The following is a 17433-nucleotide window of genomic DNA, read 5'->3' as shown; positions in this document are numbered from 1 at the left end:
TCAGGCTTTGTCAGTCAGGTTTTTGCCGATCATCCGCACCAGAATGATCGCGGCGATGTTGGCGATGACCACGGCAATCAAGCCGCCGGCCGAGGCCATGCCGACGTCGAACTGCACCAGCGCCTGGTTGTAGATCAGGTAGGCGAGGTTGGTCGAGGCGTAGCCGGGGCCACCGTTGGTGGTGGTGAAAATCTCGGCGAACACCGACAGCAGGAAGATCGTTTCGATCATCACCACCACGGCAATCGGCCGCGCCAGGTGCGGCAGGGTCAGGTGCCAGAAGATCGCGACGGGGCCGGCGCCATCCAGGCGCGCGGCCTCCTTCTGTTCCTGGTCGAGGGACTGCATGGCCGTCATCAGGATCAGGATCGCGAAGGGCAGCCATTGCCACGAAACAATGATGATGATCGACAGCAGCGGATAGTGCGCCAGCCAGTCCACCGGCTCGGCGCCGAACAGCCGCCAGACGTAGGCGAGAATCCCCGAGACTGGATGGAAAATCAGGTTCTTCCAGATCAGCGCGCCGACCGTGGGCATGATGAAGAACGGCGAGATCAGCATCACCCGCACGATGCCGCGACCGAGAAACTCGCTGGCCTCGAGCAACGCGCTGATCAACACACCGAACACCACGCTGATCAGCAGCACGCTGCCCACCAGCAACAGGGTGTTGGTGGCGCCGGGCAAGAAGCCTGAGTCGGTGAGGAAATAGCTGAAGTTCTCCAGCCCGACGAACTCGTTCACCCCCGGATCGAGCAGGTTGTAGCGAATCATCGAGAAGTAAATAGTCATGCCCAGCGGCACGATCATCCACAGCAGCAACAGGGCCACCGAAGGGCTGACCAGAAACCAGCCGGGATTGCGTACGCGGACTTTGCGCTGGGGTTGCGCCAGGTCGAGGTGGGCTTTGGCAGTTGAAGTATTCATGGTGATCACAACCGGTTGGGTGCAGATACATGTTCAGGAAAGACAACCGTCCTGACATCGACGCGAACCCTGTGGGAGCTGGCTTGCCAGCGATGAGGCAGGCACATCCGACATTGATGTTGGCTGCTCAATCGCCATCGCTGGCAAGCCAGCTCCCACAGGTCAAGTAGTGGTTACTTGGGATAACCCGCGCGCTTCATCTCGCGTTCGGTGGTTTGCTGCGCGGCGGCCAAGGCCTGATCCACCGTGGTCTGGCCGATCAGCGCTGCCGAGAACAGCTTGCCGACCTGGGTGCCCACGCCCTGGAATTCAGGAATGGTCACCAGTTGAATGCCGATGTACGGCACCGGTTTCAGCGTCGGTTTGCTCGGGTCAGCGGCCTTGAGCGATTCCAGCGTGACTTTGGCGAACGGCGCCGCGCTCATGTAAGCATCGCTGTAGGTCGAGGCGCGGGTGCCTGGCGGCACGTTGGCGATGCCGTCGGTCTTGGCCACCAGCTCGCCGTATTCCCTGGAGGTCGCCCAGGCACTGAAGGCCTTGGCGGCGTCCTTGGCCTTGGAGCTGGTCGGAATCGCCAGTGCCCACGAGTACAACCATGCCGAGCCCTTGTCGGTGATCTGATGCGGGGCGAAGGTGAAGCCGACGTGATCGGCGACCTTGCTCTGGGTCTTGTCGGTGACGAACGAACCGGCGACAGACGCATCCACCCACATCGCGCACTTGCCACTGTTGAACAGCGCGAGGTTCTCGTTGAAACCGTTGCTGGAAGCGCCCGGCGGGCCGGATTTCTTCATGGTGTCGACGTAGAAGTTCAGCGCGTTTTTCCACTCCGGGCCATTGAATTCCGGCTGCCATTTCTCATCGAACCAGCGCGCGCCGTAGGCATTGGCGACGGTGGTGATCAGCGCCATGTTCTCGCCCCAGCCGGCCTTGCCGCGCAAGCAGATGCCGTATTGCTCTTTGTCCTTGTTGGTGAGTTTTTCGGCGAAGCCGGCGATCTGTTCCCAGGTCGGACGCTCGGGCATGGTCAGGCCGGCGTCCTTGAACAGGTCGGTGCGGTAATAGGTGATGGAGCTTTCGGCGTAGAACGGCAAAGCGTACAGCGAGCCCTTGACCGAGAGCCCTTCGCGCACTGACGGGAACACATCGTCGAGGCCGTAACTGGCCGGCAAGTCCTTCATCGGTTCCAGCCAGCCTTTGGCGCCCCAGAGTGCGGCTTCGTACATGCCAATGGTCAACACATCGAACTGCCCGCCCTGGGTGGCGATGTCGGTGGTCAGGCGTTGGCGCAACACGTTTTCTTCCAGCACCACCCAATTGAGCTTGATCTCCGGATGCTCGGCCTCGAAGGTTTTCGAGAGTTTTTGCATGCGGATCATGTCGCTGTTGTTGACGGTAGCGATGGTCAGGGTCTGGGCGCCAAGGCTGACGCTGCTGAGGGTCATGCAAGTGAGGGCAAGCAGAGCTTTTGCAGTGGGTTGCATCGTGCACTCCTTTTCTGCGTCCGTTGGGAAGCAGAAGGACAGTTATTGTTTTTGTGTCTTCCTGTGCAGGAAGAATGTGTGCTGATTACAGCCCTCAATCGACAGGCTGACAAATCATCCATCGCACTTGAACCGATACTTTTTTGCACTGGCAAAAAAGATCGCAGCCTGCGGCAGCTCCTACAGGGATCGGTGTAGGAGCTGCCGCAGGCTGCGATCTTTTGATGTGGCTATCAAGCGTGATTCTGTTCGGTCAGGCGCTGCACCGCGAGGCGTCGATAGTGTGAAGGCGTCATGCCCTTGAGTTGCTGGAAGCGCCGATTGAAGTTGGAAATATTGTTGAACCCCGACTCGAAACACACCTCGGTCACTGGCTTGTCGCCGTCGGCCAGCAGTTCGCAGGATTTGCTGATGCGCAGGCGATTGACGAACTCGATGAAGTTGCGCCCGGTGGCCTGTTTGAATACGCGACTGAAGTAGGTCGGCTTCATCCCCAGATGCTCGGCGACTTCTTCCAGGGTCAGCTCCCGGGCGTAATGGTCGAAGATGAAATCGACGGCGCGGTTGGTGCGGTCGATATTGTGCTCGTCGGCCAGTTGCGTGTTGGTGGCGCCGGACAGCAACTGATAGTCGTCTGTCGCCGCCAGCAACTCCATCAGAATGAAAAAATGCCCCAGACGAGTGATACCGCGTGTATCGGCAATTCGCTGCATCAGCGTCATGGCCTGGCGGATCGTGTCTTTGTCGCGAAACTCGATGCCGTATTGCGCGCGCTCCAGCAGCGGCGCCAGAGTCTTGAGTTCGGCAAACACCTGGTGCCCGCTGTCGAACAACTCATCGGTGAAGTTCACCAGCATGTCGCGCTTTTCCACCACTTCGTCTTCGGCTACCTGGCTGATCCAGTTGTGCGGCAGATTGGGCCCGGTAAGGAACAGCGTTTGCGGATAAAAGTTGCCGATGTAGTCGCCGATGAAGACCTTGCCGGAACTGGCGACGATCAGGTGCAGTTCGTATTCCTTGTGAAAGTGCCAGCGCACTAATGGGCAGGGAAAACCATGCTGACGGTAGATGATGGACAACCCGTTATGATCGTCCATCAGCTCGTAGGAGGGATCAGTGATTCTGGTAGCCCGAGTCATGTCCGATACGTTCTGTTGTTATGTCCGGATGCTCATCATGCACGCGCGTCACGGACAGTTCCAGCACCTCAACCCCGGGCCTTGACCAGACCTTTGGCGTGGTTGATCTGCTGGCAATATTCCGCCAGCTGCGTGGCACCGACGAAATCGGCATTGATAATGCTGCACTTTGGCGCCCAGCCCGAGTCCGGGCCAAACCATTGATTGAGTTCGTGGGTGATCCGCTTTACGCCGGCCAGTTCGCCATAGCTGGTGGCCGATAACGACCAGAGGCTGCCGGACGGCGGCGGATTGGCCAGTGTTCGTGTGATGTGTTGCTTGAGTTGCTCGGCAGAGGTGATATCTGAACCGCTCCACTCATGACGGATTTGCGGCCAGTACAGGGGCGACCTGAAGTCGGGGTGCGAGTCGCTTGCCAGCACCACTCGTTGTACCGGACTGATCCTTTTAAGTTGTTCAATGGTCAGCTGGCTGTTGTTTCTGGGAATAAGCCGCGAAGCCAGTTCCGTGCTGATCACTTCATGCAAGCCCTTGTAATCGAATGGTTGATTATTGATGCCCTTGAGTTCATGTATGTCCAATACGATGAACTCGTTCGGGTTATCACTGAGGAAAACGTTGAGACTTTTGACAAGTTCGCTCAAGGCACGTCCACGGAACAGTTTCAAGCCATGAAACGTATGGAACTTCTTGATGCCCAGCCAGTGTTCATCGGCATGCAGGCGCACGTCGAAAGCGCGAACGCCTTCGTTAAGTTGCTGAATGAACGGGCCATCCTGGCAGACAAACCAGTTTTTTGCCGGCTGCAGATACGCCGGATACGAAAAATCGTAATCCAGCCCGGCGTTATGGGCTCCGGGCCAGACCACTTCGCCCAGGGTCAGTTGGTCGATACCGGGTGCGGACGCCATCCAGTTTTTTAAAGGGTAGTTGCTCATGGTGCATTCCGTTGCAGATAAAGTTTTATTCCGACCAGTCGCATTGTTTGGTCAGTTCGGAAGTTATTCTTTGATGCAAGCGGAAAAAAGTACAAGTCAGCACTCTTTGCAAAGTGTTGGTGCTGCGCTTTCTCAGTTTTGGTTTTATCAACTTTTCTGGTTTTTGGCTTCGATCCACTGCGCCATGTATTGGGTACTTTTGTGCAAGTGGTGACGCAACATGCTGCCAGTAAAGTTGGCGCGCCGTAATGCTGACAAGTTATCGCGACAATCTTGCAGGCGAGCGATCAGCGCCGGGCCGTGATCAGCCTGCCGATAGCGCGCGTTCAACAACGCGACGCCGGCCTGCTGTGCGTCAGTCCAGCGCTGTTGGTCTTCGTGCAGAGCGACCGCGGCATCGGCCAGGGCCTGGGCCGACAGCGCCACTTCACCCGGCCATGACAGCGCACCGCCCATGCCTTCGGCGCCGATTGGCGTGGTGACATTGGGTGTACCGCAGAGCATCGCATCGACGAGCTTGCCCTTGATTCCCGCACCAAAACGCAAAGGCGCCAGGCAAACCCGGGCTTGCGCCATCACTTGCAGCGCATCTTCTGCCCAGTTCATCACATGAAACCCCTGCGCCGCGTTGTGCAGGGCTGTGGCTTTGGGCGGCGTATAGGCACCGTAGATATGCAGTTGAGCGCCGGGCAATTGCTGGCGGATCAGCGGCCAGACAGCAGTCTTCATCCACAGCACGGCGTCCCAGTTGGGCGCGTGACGGAAGTTGCCAATACTCAGAAAGTGCGCGCGCTCTTCAAAGGGAATGAACGAACCGCGCGGGGGGTCGAGCATCAGCGGGCACCAGTGCAGCAGTTCGCCAGGGACTTGAAACTGTTCGACCAGCAACTGGATTTCCACTTCGGAAATCATCAGATTCAGATCGCAGCGGTACAACGCGGCGATTTCCCGCTTGGCCAGATCGGTATCGGCCATCAACTCGAACTCTTCGCGCAGCGCCGGCGCGAACAGTGCGCTGAAGTCCTGATTGTCCGGATCGTCTTTCAAGCGTTCCTTGAGCCGTTGGTGGCGGGCGTGGCGCAGGCTCTGCAGGTCGGAAGTCTCCAGCACCCGCAAGGCATCCGGGCATTGCTTCTCGACGCGCCAGCCGAATTGCTCTTCCATCATGAACTGGTCGAACAGCACGATATCCGGCGCCAGTTCACGGATGAAAACATCGAAGCTGCTGTTGTTGAGTTCGATCGGCACCTCACGGATGCCCAGTGCCGTCAGATCAGCCTTGTGCTCGCCCGGGCCCGCCGGGCTGCTGAAGGTGATGTCCCAGCCTTGCTGCAGGAACGTCTCGAGGATCTGCATCACATGCCCGCTGGCTGCCGAAGAGCGCGGTTCGGGCCAGACGTAACCGATGACCAGAACTTTGGTGGCGGGGGATGCAGTCATTGACAGGTGTTCCTTGCAGGCAGGCGGCTAAAAATGGCGCGCAATTAGAGCACATCTGCAGCCGCTGCCGGATCAAGGCCAATCACTGGCCCAGGATGCCCTTGACCTTGTCACGCAATTGATCGATGGAGAACGGTTTGCCGATCACGTGCATGCCGGCAGGTACGTCGATGTTTTCGGCGTAACCGCTGGCAAACAGGACGGGCAGGGTGGCGCGGAGTTCACGTGCCTTGCCGGCCAGTTCACTGCCTGTCATGCCCGGCAGGCCGTAATCGGTCATCATCAAGTCGATACCCTTGCTCTGATCCCCGAGAATATTCAGCGCAGACTCACCGTCGTCCGCCTCCAGCACACTGAACTCCAGTTCCTCCAGCACATCGACGATGAGCATGCGTACGATGTCGTCGTCTTCTACTACAAGGATGGTGGGCGCTGGGGTGGACATATGGGTGCTCTCAAAAAAAGGAAATCGGAATGGCGACCGGTCGAAAATGCCGGGCTCTTGCATGAGTAAGTGGCGCATGGCCACAAGTTCCCGATTCAACGGAAAAAAGATTAGCTGCTCTTCGCGGCGCAAGGATAACGGTTGGTGCTCGGTAAGCGCAGGAAAATGTAGGAAATTGCTGCCAAAGCAGTCAGAAAAATGGATCCATACGACCGTTTTGGGGCAAACTCCCGGGTTTCGACAGTTCGACAAGGCCGCCCCATGCCCACTCCGTCTTCGATTGATGAAACACGGTTTCGCAAACTCCTGACGCGCAACATCGGATTGCCGCTGGGCGTTGGCGCACTCAGCGCCGTGTTCTTTGTATCCCTGATTACTTATCTGCTGTCGGTGATCCAGTGGGTGGAGCACACCGATCGCGTCATCAATAACGCCAACGAAGCGGTGAAACTCACGGTTGATCTGGAAACCGGCATGCGCGGCTTCCTGCTCAGTGGCGATGAGCATTTCCTCGACCCATACGAGACCGCCAAGCCGCGGATCAATGTGGCCCTCAACACCTTGCTCGAACTGACCGCCGACAACCCGGTGCAGACCGATCGTCTGCGTCGTTTGCAGGCGTTGCAGATCGAGTGGGCCAACTACGCACAATCGATGATCGATCTGCAGCGCACCAGCGGTGATTACCGGGGTGCGGTCAAGGCCGGGCGCGGCAAGCGCTTGACCGACGAGATCCGCAAGCAATTCGAAGACGTGATCGACATGGAGCAGCAGTTGCGCACCACGCGCAACGAAGAGGTGCGCCGCACCACAATCTGGAGCATCACCCTGTACCTGCTGTTCATCGCCGGGATCAGCGGTTTGCTGGCGTATGTCGGTCGCCGTGATCTGGTTCGTCTGTCTGACAGCTACAGCGCCACTCTCGCCGCGCAACAGGCCAGCGCCGAGCGGCTGGAACGCCAGGCATGGATGCGCAGCGGCCAGACCGAGCTGGCGGAGCAGGTGCTGGGGCAACTGACGCTGAACCTGCTGGGGCGCAATATTCTGCAGTTCTGCGCGCAATACCTCGGCACGGCGGTGGCGGCGCTGTACGTGCGTGAAGAACACGGCGGCCTCAAGCGCGTGGCGTCCTACGGGTTCTCCCGCGAGCAGGAAGAAAAGGATCAGCAGATCTACAGCGGCGAAGGCATCGTCGGCCAGGTGGCCCAGCAGGGGCAACTGATTCGGCTGGATTCGGTTCCGGCCGACTACTTCAAGGTCAGCTCCGGCCTGGGCGCGGGCCTGCCGCGCAGTGTGCTGGTGGTGCCGACCAGTGATGACGACCGGGTCAACGGCGTGATCGAGCTGGGCTTCCTGCGTCCGCTCACCGACCGCGATATCGATTTGCTGGAACTGATTGCCGGCAACATCGGCACCTCGATCGAAGCGGCGCGTTATCGCCAGCGTCTGCAGGAAGTGCTGGCCGAAACCCAGCAGCTCAACGAAGAGTTGCAGGTGCAGCAGGAAGAGCTGAAAACCGCCAACGAAGAGCTCGAAGAACAGTCGCGGATTCTCAAGGAATCCCAGGCGCATCTGGAAACCCAGCAAGTCGAGCTGGAACAGACCAACGAGCAGTTGGCCGAACAGGCGCAAACCCTGGCCGAGCAGCGCGACGCCATGGACCAGAAGAACACCGAGCTCAATCAGGCTCAGGTGCAGCTTGAAGAGCGCGCCGAGGAGCTGCAGCGCTCGAGCAAGTACAAGTCCGAATTCCTCGCCAACATGTCCCACGAACTGCGCACGCCGCTGAACAGTTCGCTGATCCTCGCCAAGCTGCTGGCCGAGAACCCGCAGGACAACCTGACGGCCGAACAGGTCAAGTTCGCCGAGTCGATCTATTCCGCCGGCAACGATTTGCTGAACCTGATCAACGACATTCTCGACATTTCCAAGGTCGAGGCTGGCAAATTGGAAGTGATCCCGGAAAACACCAGTGTCGCGCGGCTGGCCGACGGCCTGCGCAGCGTGTTCGAGCCGCTGGCGGCGGACAAGCAATTGACCTTCAGCGTCGAGTTGCAGCCGGATGCGCCGATCATGCTGTACACCGACCGCCAGCGCCTGGAGCAGGTGATCAAGAACTTGCTGTCCAACGCCGTGAAGTTCACCGAGCACGGCGCGGTCAGCCTGACCATCGCCGGCCAGCCAGACGAGCGTATTGCCTTCATCGTGCGCGATTCGGGGATCGGTATCGCCGCGGATCAGCAGGAAAGTATCTTCGAAGCGTTCCGCCAGGCTGACGGCACCACCAACCGCAAGTACGGTGGCACTGGCCTTGGTCTGTCGATTTCGCGGGATCTGGCGGCCTTGCTCGGCGGCTCGATCAGCGTCAGCAGCGCGCCGGGCCAGGGCAGCGTGTTCACCCTGGTGTTGCCACAGCAATACAGCGAGCCGGGCGACACACCGTCCGCGCCGTTGTCCTTTACGCCGCCGCCGGTATCGAGTCCGGCCCCGGTGGCGCCGCCGTCGATTGCGGTTTCGCCCATGGCCCCGGTGCACATCCCGCGCTTTGCCGACGACCGTGGCAAGGCACCGTTCGCCACGCGCTGCATTCTGGTGGTGGAGGACGAGCCGAATTTCGCCCACATTCTTTACGATCTGGCCCACGAACTGGGTTACCAGTGCCTGGTGGCTCACGGTGCCGACGAAGGTTACGACCTGGCTCGCGAATTCGTACCGGATGCGATCCTGCTCGACATGCGTCTGCCGGACCATTCCGGGCTGACCGTGCTGCAACGCCTGAAAGAACATGCCGGAACCCGGCACATCCCGGTGCATGTGATCTCGGTCGAGGACCGCGTTGAAGCGGCGATGCACATGGGCGCGATCGGTTATGCGGTCAAGCCGACCACCCGTGAAGAGCTCAAGGACGTGTTCGCCCGTCTCGAAGCCAAGCTGACCCAGAAAGTCAAACGCGTGCTGCTGGTCGAAGATGACGATCTGCAGCGCGAAAGCATTGCCCGCCTGATTGGTGACGATGACATCGAGATCACGGCCGTCGGTCTGGCGCAGGATGCGCTGGAGAAACTGCGTACCACGATCTACGACTGCATGGTGATCGACCTGAAGTTGCCCGACATGCTCGGCAACGATCTGCTCAAGCGCATGTCCACCGAGGACATCTGCTCGTTCCCGCCAGTGATCGTCTACACCGGGCGCAATCTGACCCGCGATGAAGAAGCCGAGCTGCGCAAGTATTCGCGTTCGATCATCATCAAGGGCGCGCGCTCCCCGGAACGGCTGCTGGATGAGGTCACACTCTTTCTGCACAAAGTCGAATCGCAGTTGTCCCATGAACGGCAGAAGATGCTCAAGACCGCCCGCAGTCGCGACAAGGTCTTCGAAGGCCGCAAGGTGTTGCTAGTGGACGACGACGTACGCAACATCTTCGCCCTGACCAGTGCGCTGGAACACAAAGGTGCAGTCGTGGTGATCGGCCGTAATGGTCGCGAAGCGATTGATAAGTTGAATGAAGTCGAGGACATCGATCTGGTGTTGATGGATGTGATGATGCCGGAGATGGATGGCTTTGAAGCCACTATTGAGATCCGCAAGGATCCGCGCTGGCGCAAGCTGCCGATCATTGCGGTGACGGCCAAGGCCATGAAGGACGATCAGGAGCGCTGCCTGCAGGCGGGCGCCAACGATTACCTGGCCAAGCCCATCGACCTGGATCGCCTGTTCTCGTTGATTCGCGTGTGGTTACCGAAGATGGAACGCATTTAGTGGACAGCAGTCACTCCGTGGAGCGCAACAGCGAAATCGAATTACGCTTGTTGATTGAGGCGATCTACCTCAAGTACAGCTACGATTTTCGTGATTACTCGGGCGCTTCGATCAAGCGCCGGGTGCAGCACGCCTTGAGCCAGTTCGAGTGCGCGACGATCTCGGCGTTGCAGGAGAAAGTGCTGCACGATCCGACTGCGTTCATGCAGCTGCTGCAACTGCTGACGATCCCGGTCAGCGAGATGTTTCGCGATCCGTCGCACTTTCTGGCGATCCGCCAGGAAGTGGTGCCGCTGTTGCGTACCTACCCGTCGCTGAAGATCTGGATCGCCGGCTGCAGCACCGGTGAGGAGGTCTATTCGATGGCGATTCTGCTGCGCGAGGAAGGCCTGCTCGAGCGTACGATCATCTACGCCACCGACATCAACCCGCGCTCGCTGGACAAGGCCAAGCAGGGGATTTTCTCAATGGAGAACGTGCGCGCCTACACCGCCAATTATCAGCAGGCCGGCGGCCAGCGCTCCTTCGCCGATTACTACACCGCAGCCTACGGCTACGCGATTTTCGACAAGAGCCTGTGCGAGAACGTGACCTTTGCCGATCACAGCCTGGCGACCGACAGTGTGTTCTCCGAAACTCAATTGATTTCCTGCCGCAACGTACTGATTTACTTCAACAAGAAACTTCAGGACCGTGCCTTCGGTCTGTTTCATGAATCGCTGTGCCACCGTGGCTTTCTGGTGCTGGGCAGCAAGGAAACGCTGGATTTTTCCGGCTACTCGAATCAGTTCGAGCCGCTGGTCAAACAAGAACGGATCTACCGCAAATTATGAACGATGCCTTGGATTTGCCTTGTGTCGAGGCCATCGTGGTCGGCGCTTCGGCTGGTGGGGTCGAGGCCCTGCTGACCCTGCTCGCGCCGCTGCGCCAAGGCTATGTGCTGCCAATCATTGTCGTGTTGCACCTGCCGGAAGAGCGCCGCAGCCAGTTGGCCGAAGTATTCGCCCGACGGTTGATGCTGCCGGTGGAAGAGGCGACCGACAAACAGGACATCGCTCCCGGTACGGTTTACTTCGCGACACCCGGTTACCACCTGTCGGTTGAGCAGGATCGCAGTCTGTCGCTGAGTCTTGAAGACCGCGTGCACCATTCCCGGCCAGCCATTGATTACCTGTTTGAATCCGCCGCTGATGCTTACGGCGCAACCTTGGCTGCCGTGTTGCTGACCGGTGCCAATCACGATGGTGCTCGCGGTCTGGCGCAAGTCAAACGGCGCGGCGGACTGACCATTGTTCAAGACCCGCAGGACGCGCAGGTCGCCACCATGCCTCTGGCTGCGCTGAAGATTCAGCAGCCTGACCATGTCCTACCCATTCACGGCATCGGCCGTCTGCTTGTCGAGCTGGAACGAATCGCATGCTGAGTAATATCCAGGCCAAATTGCTGATCGTCGACGATCTGCCGGAGAACCTGCTGGCCCTCGAAGCGCTGATCAAGCGCGAGGACCGCACGGTGTACAAGGCGCTGTCGGCGGACGAAGCACTTTCGCTGCTGCTGCAACACGAGTTCGCCATGGCCATCCTCGATGTACAGATGCCGGGCATGAACGGCTTTGAACTCGCCGAGTTGATGCGCGGCACCGAGAAAACCAAAAACATCCCGATCATTTTCGTCAGCGCCGCCGGCCGCGAACTCAATTACGCGTTCAAGGGCTACGAGAGCGGGGCGGTGGACTTCCTGCACAAGCCGCTGGACATTCACGCGGTGAAGAGCAAGGTCAACGTGTTCGTCGACCTGTACCGCCAGAGCAAGGCCATGAAGCAACAGGTCGAAGCCCTGGAGCAGGCCCGCCGCGAGCAGGAAGCGCTGCTGCAACAGCTGCAGAGCACTCAGTTGGAACTGGAGCAGGCGGTGCGTATGCGCGATGACTTCATGTCAATCGTCGCCCACGAAGTCCGCACGCCGCTCAATGGCCTGATACTCGAAACCCAATTGCGCAAGATGCACCTGGCCCGGGACAACGCTGCGGCGTTCACCCTCGACAAGATGCACGCGATGGTCGATCGCGACGAGCGCCAGATCAAAAGCCTGATCCGTCTGATCGAAGACATGCTCGACGTCTCGCGGATTCGTACTGGCAAGTTGTCGATCCGTCCGGAGCGGTTCGATCTGGTGCAACTGGTGAGCAACCTGCTGCAGAATTTCGCCCAGCAGATAGAAGCCGCCGAGACCGAAGTGTCGTTCACTGCGTCCGGGCCGGTGGAGGGTTATTGGGACGAGTTCCGCATTGAGCAGGTGGTGTCCAACCTGCTGACCAATGCTCTGCGCTACGGCGGTCGCAGCCCTATCCAGGTGCGGGTGTACCGTGAAGGTGATGAGGCGCGGGTCGAGGTTCAGGACCGCGGCATCGGCATCAGTGAAGAGAATCAGAAGCGTATTTTTCAACAGTTCGAACGGGTTTCCGCCAAGACGGTAGTGGCTGGTCTCGGGCTGGGTCTGTTCATTTCCGAGCAGATCGTCGCCGCCCATGGCGGTTCCATCGTCGTCGAGAGTCAAATCAACGAAGGCGCCCTGTTTCGCGTTTGTCTGCCAATCCAGGAAAACGGCATATCCGACGCAACCTCTGAGTGACCGCACGGTCGTATCAGCAGCTATTGACCGAACAAAGGCTTCCCATGAGCGTAGATGCACAAGATGTAGTACTCGTCGTCGAGGACGAACCGGTTATCTTGATGGTGCTGACAGACTATCTGTCGGGGCAGGGTTACCGCGTGTTGCAGGCCGAAAACGGCGAGCAGGCGTTCGAGATTCTCGCGAGCAAACCGCATCTGGACATGCTGATCACTGACTTCCGCCTGCCGGGCGGGATCTCCGGCGTGCAGATCGCCGAGCCGGCAGTCAAGCTGCGTCCGGACCTGAAAGTGATCTTCATCAGCGGCTACCCGCAGGAAATCCGCGAGACCGGCAGCCCGATCACCAGCAAGGCGCCGATCCTGGAAAAACCGTTCGATCTCGACGTGTTGCAGGAAAAAATTCAGGAATTGCTGGCCTGAAGCGTGCGTCGGCGCAACGCCGACGCACATCAAGTGAATCCTTTCATCGTTTTACCAGCAGCAAACTGTTGCTGAACCGTTATCTGACCTGATCAGCCTGGTTATCTATGAACTGCGCATCGGCGTTGCCGGCGCGTGGTAGGTTGATCTTGATAATCGGCACGATCTTGTCATCCGTCGAATTGAAAAAAACGTTTTGATCAAACTGCACACTGGCTAATTCTTCTTCCAGATAAAAGAACGCCAGAATTGGCAGTTTTTTCGAAATGTTTTGCGCCCAAGTCACCAGAATCAGCTCAATATCGTCAGGTTGACCGGCGAAAAACGCCCAGCTGATGAGCACGGAAGGGTAAAAAGATCCCACGCCCAAATCGTTCATAGAGTCTGACTCGCACATCGTTTTACGCGTCCTCAGATCCTAAGCGGCCTGCGGACCGTGCTGTGCTCGATACCGCACTGGCGACGCCGATCCCACTGTGGGTTTTTACCTTCGCCTGTTCGCGGGAAGTCCTCCGCCAACAATAGCGCCAGTATCAAACCTTCGATATAACAAAAACAACTAACCTCCCGGCACAAATTCCAAATAAGTATTTTGACCTGTCATATCTGACAGTGTTCATCGTCTCCTTTCGATGTTTATCTATTCCAGAGCGTTACCGTCCAGTCCGGAACAGTGGTCAGAGCGATAACTGGTAAACACCGTTAAACAACCGCTGGATCACTCAATATGTGAGACGTATCTAATTCAATTTAAAAAAAGACGTTACAGCAAAACGCTGATTGTCGGCTAAACATCCGTAAACCGAAGACGCCCATTTGAAGGACATTTTACATGGAACTCAGTGCAGACTACGCAATCCCGATCGTGACGAGTGATGATGTGCGCGTTATACAAAATTATGTTTCTACGGCAAAAGATCTTCCCTTGACCACTGACGGTGTAGAAAAGGTAATAAATAACGCGCCAGCTACACTGATCACTGAAGTCATGAATAATTACAAGATCATCAACGCGCATGCCCTCTCATGGGAAAAGACTCAGAATAGCATGATTACCATCGGCTCCGTCCTCATAGCGTTTTCTAAAGATATACATGAGTATGGTGACGAGGTCGTCGTTCTTATCAAAAGCATGGAGGGCTATAAATCCAGGAAAATAGATGATTTGACCACTGATGAACTCAATGCCTTTCCTTCAATATCACTTGACGGTAATGACCAAAGCAAAATCGCAACATTGGAACAAACGATCAGCTACATTAAAGACTCCATCACACAAAAAAAACAGAAAAGTATTGTGGCGTTAGCGGATCTCGATAGCTTTAAAAAAATACTACTGGGCACCATTGAACCTTGGATTGGGAAAATGATATCGATTTCGAATCCAGACGCACTGGATCGAGAAATTTCCGATATTGTTCGTCAGCTAAACAAATTAAACAACGATATTGTTCAAATGCAAGTAAAACCTAGTTTCATGCACGACGTACTAGGTATGGCACGCTATTTGAGTCCACTAGCTGCACTCCTTGTTGAGTCGAGGAAAGACGGCGGGCCTGGTGAAAAATTCATTAAGCGGCGTGACGAAATTCTCAACAAACTGAGAAACGACAACCAGCTTAAAGCAGTACTTCACACTCTCTATATCGGCATGGGTTCCTTGTACGATGTCGTTACCCCAGCCATTAAAGCCGTTATGCAACTCCATAGCCATTGGGAAAATATCATTGCGCTTATTGATGACTCTTCAAATCAATTTAAGAATAAAACAAACTACGCCTATCTCGGTTTATTTGTCAGAAAGCTGGAGGTGCTGTTACAGGATTGGCGCAGCATTGAAGACAACTCGACGGCTGTGAGGGATGCCTTCAGGCTGAGCAATAAATAATCTTAATCACTTACACAGGCACTCAACTATGAACGCTATCTGTATGACACTGCATATGCCTAGTTTAAATACGGTAAAAAACTGTCGGGAAATGATTAAATACTATGCAGAATTAAAGCTAGGCACTATTAATATACCCGCACTACGAGCGGACTTGTCAATGCTGGTAAATTACTTGAGCCAGACTGATCAAAATGCCAATGACGTATTGGTAAAGGTCGTCAATGTCATGAAGACCACTGACATCGACGCTGCGCTGGAAGATTTGGGGGGGTTAGAGGGAGACGTACTCACTGCCTATAAACGAGATTTGGGTACGACGCTCGAAAGCAAAAGAAATACGCTTATTGGCTTGTCTAACGAACTATCCAAATCTGCTCACGAAATTAAAACGATGAACTACACTACTAACACTTTCAGAAAGCAAGAGCTCGAAACCACTAGAGCAAACCTTCAAGCCATCTCATTGGTGGAAAAAGGCGAACTCTTTTATGATGTAATGCTACAAAAAAAGCAGGCGTTGGATATTTCAATTGAGGCTTACAATGCAGAATCTATTTATGACAAAGCTTTGCCAATAATAAATCAAGTTGACAAGATTGTGACGGCAAGTGAATCACCCGCGACTTTTAAAAAGGAATTGATCAAAGAAGGCGTGGAGGCGGCGAAAACCATTCTGAAACTTGTTGATAGTGCCGTAAAATACGATGATATGATATCCGCTCGCATTGAACTCATAAAAAAATTAACAAGATTGAAGAGCGAGCTAATGATATCGATAAACAACTGAAGTCAAATTTTGAAGCGCTAAGCCAAATCCTCGCTTTTGATCAATTGCGGGATCCAAAAGCCCAGTACGTGGCTGAAGTCGAAAAAATCATTGAATCCTATAAGACCTTCATCGCGGTCGTTTTTACCGGTTCTGACCCGGCGGAAATTGCCAAGCGTTTCGTAGAGCATGCGCCGGCACTGCGTGATTATGCTAACAGTCTTTATCCATACTGGTTGCGAGTCTAGTTAATAATAAAGAGTTCATATCGGTGGATGCGAGGCATTTGATTTTTACCTTGTCTCGGTCGAGATGGTAGAAAGTTTATTGGATTAGCGTGGAGTTATCGATCATGAGTGTGAAAACGGTATATTTCAATAGTGATGGGGATTGTCTGCCTTTTAGTTTTGAAGATGGATATCGTGGAACTACAAGAAAATTCGGACTTGATAACATAAGCTCCAACCCAAGAATGCATTTAATGAGCGCAATGCTGCCAAGAGAAGAAGGGCAAGGCGAAATGATTTATCTATTGATTGCTGCAGAATATGTGATGCATTCGTCGCCTAGGGAGTATAGCGGTGACTTTGTGGTAAACGGCCCCGGCAGCGGTTATTTCAAGAGCGATGAAAACATTACAAAATCACCTCATATCTCTCAATGGATCTCTCCTGAGTTAATGAGCCTATGGAAAGCCAATGTAGACCTAATATTCCGAACCCTTACTGGATATGCATTCGAAGAAATTAAAAATCGACCTGATGAATTTGAAATTGCGGAGCTCGCTGAGGAATTACCAAGGGACTGGACCTACAGACAATTCAACCCAGATTTTTTCAAAGATATTTTTAACGAAGCGCCTCTTGCTGATCCGGACACACGGTTAATTCTAATGGGCTGGGGACGCGGTGCGGTGAGCTGTCACATGCTGGCGAATCTTTTAAGGAACGATAGTAAGTTTTGTAACATCCCTATCAATATTCTGGCCATCGATCCAGTCACTGGCACTTCGAGCCCTGAGCTCGACCAAACAACGTTGGGAAGCAATGTCAAAGAATACGTAGGGCTTTATGCAAGAGATGAACGGTCCAGCAATCTGCCCTGCATCGTCCCCGATACCGCTTCGACGACGCTTGTTCATCTTTACCCAATAGCGGGTCGCCACACCACTTTAATAGGAAATCAAGCATCAGACGGCGAAAACAAGCCCGGAACATTTTCTGAACCTTCCGAGTTGGTTTTTTTTCTTTCACAGAAATGCCTGAGTCGATGGCGAGGACCGGATTTTTATAAGAATAAGGACTACCCCGACCTTAGTCTATTCAATAGAAGTAACGAAGTGCTCGCTAAAATTAAAAGTGAATACGACGACTACGTTTTTATGCGAAATACCACTTACTCGAACCAAGGTTATGACATCAAAAATGAACGTACGATTATATTGAACGGGCAACTAACAAACTTCAAGTCTGCCCAAGGTGCGCGTTTCACGCCCAGCCAAGGGCTGGCAAAAGGGCATATTGACGATGTGACGTATTTCAAGGATATACTTTGACATAAACACGCTCAGCTTAATGACTTCTCTGCG

At 55.3% G+C, this 17433-nt stretch carries 16 protein-coding genes; 9 read left to right on the top strand and 7 right to left on the bottom strand.

The window, feature by feature from the left end; all coding sequences use genetic code 11:
• The 6 genes from AC193Q_RS06765 to AC193Q_RS06740 form a co-directional block, all read right to left on the bottom strand.
• On the bottom strand, positions 1–927 hold the full coding sequence (locus tag AC193Q_RS06765; RefSeq protein WP_047294620.1) for a carbohydrate ABC transporter permease: 927 nt from the start codon (positions 925–927) through the stop codon (positions 1–3).
• Between the two features lie 173 nt (positions 928–1100).
• The gene (locus AC193Q_RS06760) at positions 1101–2411 is read right to left on the bottom strand and encodes an ABC transporter substrate-binding protein (RefSeq protein WP_121185610.1); all 1311 of its coding nucleotides are present in this window, start codon (positions 2409–2411) and stop codon (positions 1101–1103) included.
• A gap of 233 nt (positions 2412–2644) precedes the next feature.
• Positions 2645–3550 (bottom strand): AraC family transcriptional regulator, encoded by a 906-nt coding sequence (locus tag AC193Q_RS06755; protein WP_041064319.1) that lies wholly within the window; start codon positions 3548–3550, stop codon positions 2645–2647.
• A 68-nt stretch (positions 3551–3618) separates the two neighbouring features.
• Positions 3619–4488 (bottom strand): phosphatidylinositol-specific phospholipase C domain-containing protein, encoded by an 870-nt coding sequence (locus tag AC193Q_RS06750; protein WP_121185608.1) that lies wholly within the window; start codon positions 4486–4488, stop codon positions 3619–3621.
• A 147-nt stretch (positions 4489–4635) separates the two neighbouring features.
• A complete protein-coding gene (locus AC193Q_RS06745; protein WP_121185606.1) occupies positions 4636–5928 on the bottom strand; it encodes a glycosyltransferase family 4 protein in 1293 nt (430 codons plus the stop codon).
• Between the two features lie 82 nt (positions 5929–6010).
• Positions 6011–6373 carry a response regulator gene (locus AC193Q_RS06740; protein WP_041064307.1) on the bottom strand — a complete coding sequence of 121 codons (363 nt, stop codon included), beginning with the start codon at positions 6371–6373 and terminating at the stop codon, positions 6011–6013.
• Positions 6374–6634: 261 nt separating this feature from the next.
• On the opposite strand from AC193Q_RS06740, the gene AC193Q_RS06735 reads away from it, so the two are divergent.
• Genes AC193Q_RS06735 through AC193Q_RS06715 form a run of 5 tightly spaced genes read left to right on the top strand, consistent with a single transcriptional unit; the run spans position 6635 to position 13188 of the window.
• Entirely contained in the window at positions 6635–10135 is a 3501-nt protein-coding gene (locus AC193Q_RS06735) for a response regulator (protein WP_483879325.1), read from the top strand.
• Positions 10135–10968: a CheR family methyltransferase gene (locus tag AC193Q_RS06730; RefSeq protein ID WP_041064296.1), complete on the top strand. Its 834-nt coding sequence runs from the start codon at positions 10135–10137 to the stop codon at positions 10966–10968. The genes AC193Q_RS06735 and AC193Q_RS06730 overlap by 1 nt, the downstream gene beginning before the upstream one ends.
• Positions 10965–11558, top strand: a complete 594-nt coding sequence (locus AC193Q_RS06725; RefSeq protein WP_483879324.1) for a chemotaxis protein CheB — start codon at positions 10965–10967, stop codon at positions 11556–11558. The genes AC193Q_RS06730 and AC193Q_RS06725 overlap by 4 nt, the downstream gene beginning before the upstream one ends.
• The gene (locus tag AC193Q_RS06720; protein ID WP_041064291.1) at positions 11552–12766 is read left to right on the top strand and encodes a hybrid sensor histidine kinase/response regulator; all 1215 of its coding nucleotides are present in this window, start codon (positions 11552–11554) and stop codon (positions 12764–12766) included. The genes AC193Q_RS06725 and AC193Q_RS06720 overlap by 7 nt, the downstream gene beginning before the upstream one ends.
• A gap of 44 nt (positions 12767–12810) precedes the next feature.
• Positions 12811–13188, top strand: coding sequence for a response regulator (locus AC193Q_RS06715; RefSeq protein ID WP_016774860.1), 378 nt, complete (start codon positions 12811–12813; stop codon positions 13186–13188).
• A gap of 79 nt (positions 13189–13267) precedes the next feature.
• On the opposite strand, the gene AC193Q_RS06710 is transcribed toward AC193Q_RS06715, so the two are convergent.
• Complete coding sequence (locus AC193Q_RS06710; protein WP_121185600.1) at positions 13268–13567, bottom strand: hypothetical protein; 300 nt, start codon at positions 13565–13567, stop codon at positions 13268–13270.
• Between the two features lie 453 nt (positions 13568–14020).
• Between AC193Q_RS06710 and AC193Q_RS06705 the strand changes: the two genes are divergently transcribed.
• The 4 genes from AC193Q_RS06705 to AC193Q_RS06690 all read left to right on the top strand — a co-directional run bounded on the left by AC193Q_RS06705 (position 14021) and on the right by AC193Q_RS06690 (position 17400).
• Positions 14021–15076, top strand: coding sequence for a hypothetical protein (locus tag AC193Q_RS06705; RefSeq protein ID WP_483879323.1), 1056 nt, complete (start codon positions 14021–14023; stop codon positions 15074–15076).
• A 28-nt stretch (positions 15077–15104) separates the two neighbouring features.
• Positions 15105–15866 (top strand): hypothetical protein, encoded by a 762-nt coding sequence (locus AC193Q_RS06700; protein WP_483879322.1) that lies wholly within the window; start codon positions 15105–15107, stop codon positions 15864–15866.
• 68 nt (positions 15867–15934) lie between these two features.
• A complete protein-coding gene (locus AC193Q_RS06695; RefSeq protein WP_483879321.1) occupies positions 15935–16093 on the top strand; it encodes a UBA domain-containing protein in 159 nt (52 codons plus the stop codon).
• Between the two features lie 104 nt (positions 16094–16197).
• Positions 16198–17400 carry a hypothetical protein gene (locus tag AC193Q_RS06690; protein WP_483879320.1) on the top strand — a complete coding sequence of 401 codons (1203 nt, stop codon included), beginning with the start codon at positions 16198–16200 and terminating at the stop codon, positions 17398–17400.
• Positions 17401–17433 lie beyond the last annotated feature (33 nt).

It is taken from the genome of Pseudomonas sp. F2 (assembly GCF_057174385.1).
Note: the sequence above shows the minus strand (reverse complement) of the source record. Positions and strands in the feature narration are given on the sequence as shown.

Bases quoted from the DNA above. Each gene is read 5' to 3' on its own strand.
- AC193Q_RS06750 (WP_121185608.1), bottom strand. From the start codon at position 4,488: ATGAGCAACTACCCTTTAAAAAACTGGATGGCGTCCGCACCCGGTATC.
- AC193Q_RS06735 (WP_483879325.1), top strand. From the start codon at position 6,635: ATGCCCACTCCGTCTTCGATTGATGAAACACGGTTTCGCAAACTCCTG.
- AC193Q_RS06720 (WP_041064291.1), top strand. From the start codon at position 11,552: ATGCTGAGTAATATCCAGGCCAAATTGCTGATCGTCGACGATCTGCCG.
- AC193Q_RS06705 (WP_483879323.1), top strand. From the start codon at position 14,021: ATGGAACTCAGTGCAGACTACGCAATCCCGATCGTGACGAGTGATGAT.
- AC193Q_RS06745 (WP_121185606.1), bottom strand. From the start codon at position 5,928: ATGACTGCATCCCCCGCCACCAAAGTTCTGGTCATCGGTTACGTCTGG.
- AC193Q_RS06690 (WP_483879320.1), top strand. From the start codon at position 16,198: ATGAGTGTGAAAACGGTATATTTCAATAGTGATGGGGATTGTCTGCCT.
- AC193Q_RS06760 (WP_121185610.1), bottom strand. From the start codon at position 2,411: ATGCAACCCACTGCAAAAGCTCTGCTTGCCCTCACTTGCATGACCCTC.
- AC193Q_RS06740 (WP_041064307.1), bottom strand. From the start codon at position 6,373: ATGTCCACCCCAGCGCCCACCATCCTTGTAGTAGAAGACGACGACATC.
- AC193Q_RS06725 (WP_483879324.1), top strand. From the start codon at position 10,965: ATGAACGATGCCTTGGATTTGCCTTGTGTCGAGGCCATCGTGGTCGGC.
- AC193Q_RS06765 (WP_047294620.1), bottom strand. From the start codon at position 927: ATGAATACTTCAACTGCCAAAGCCCACCTCGACCTGGCGCAACCCCAG.
- AC193Q_RS06715 (WP_016774860.1), top strand. From the start codon at position 12,811: ATGAGCGTAGATGCACAAGATGTAGTACTCGTCGTCGAGGACGAACCG.
- AC193Q_RS06700 (WP_483879322.1), top strand. From the start codon at position 15,105: ATGAACGCTATCTGTATGACACTGCATATGCCTAGTTTAAATACGGTA.
- AC193Q_RS06755 (WP_041064319.1), bottom strand. From the start codon at position 3,550: ATGACTCGGGCTACCAGAATCACTGATCCCTCCTACGAGCTGATGGAC.
- AC193Q_RS06710 (WP_121185600.1), bottom strand. From the start codon at position 13,567: ATGAACGATTTGGGCGTGGGATCTTTTTACCCTTCCGTGCTCATCAGC.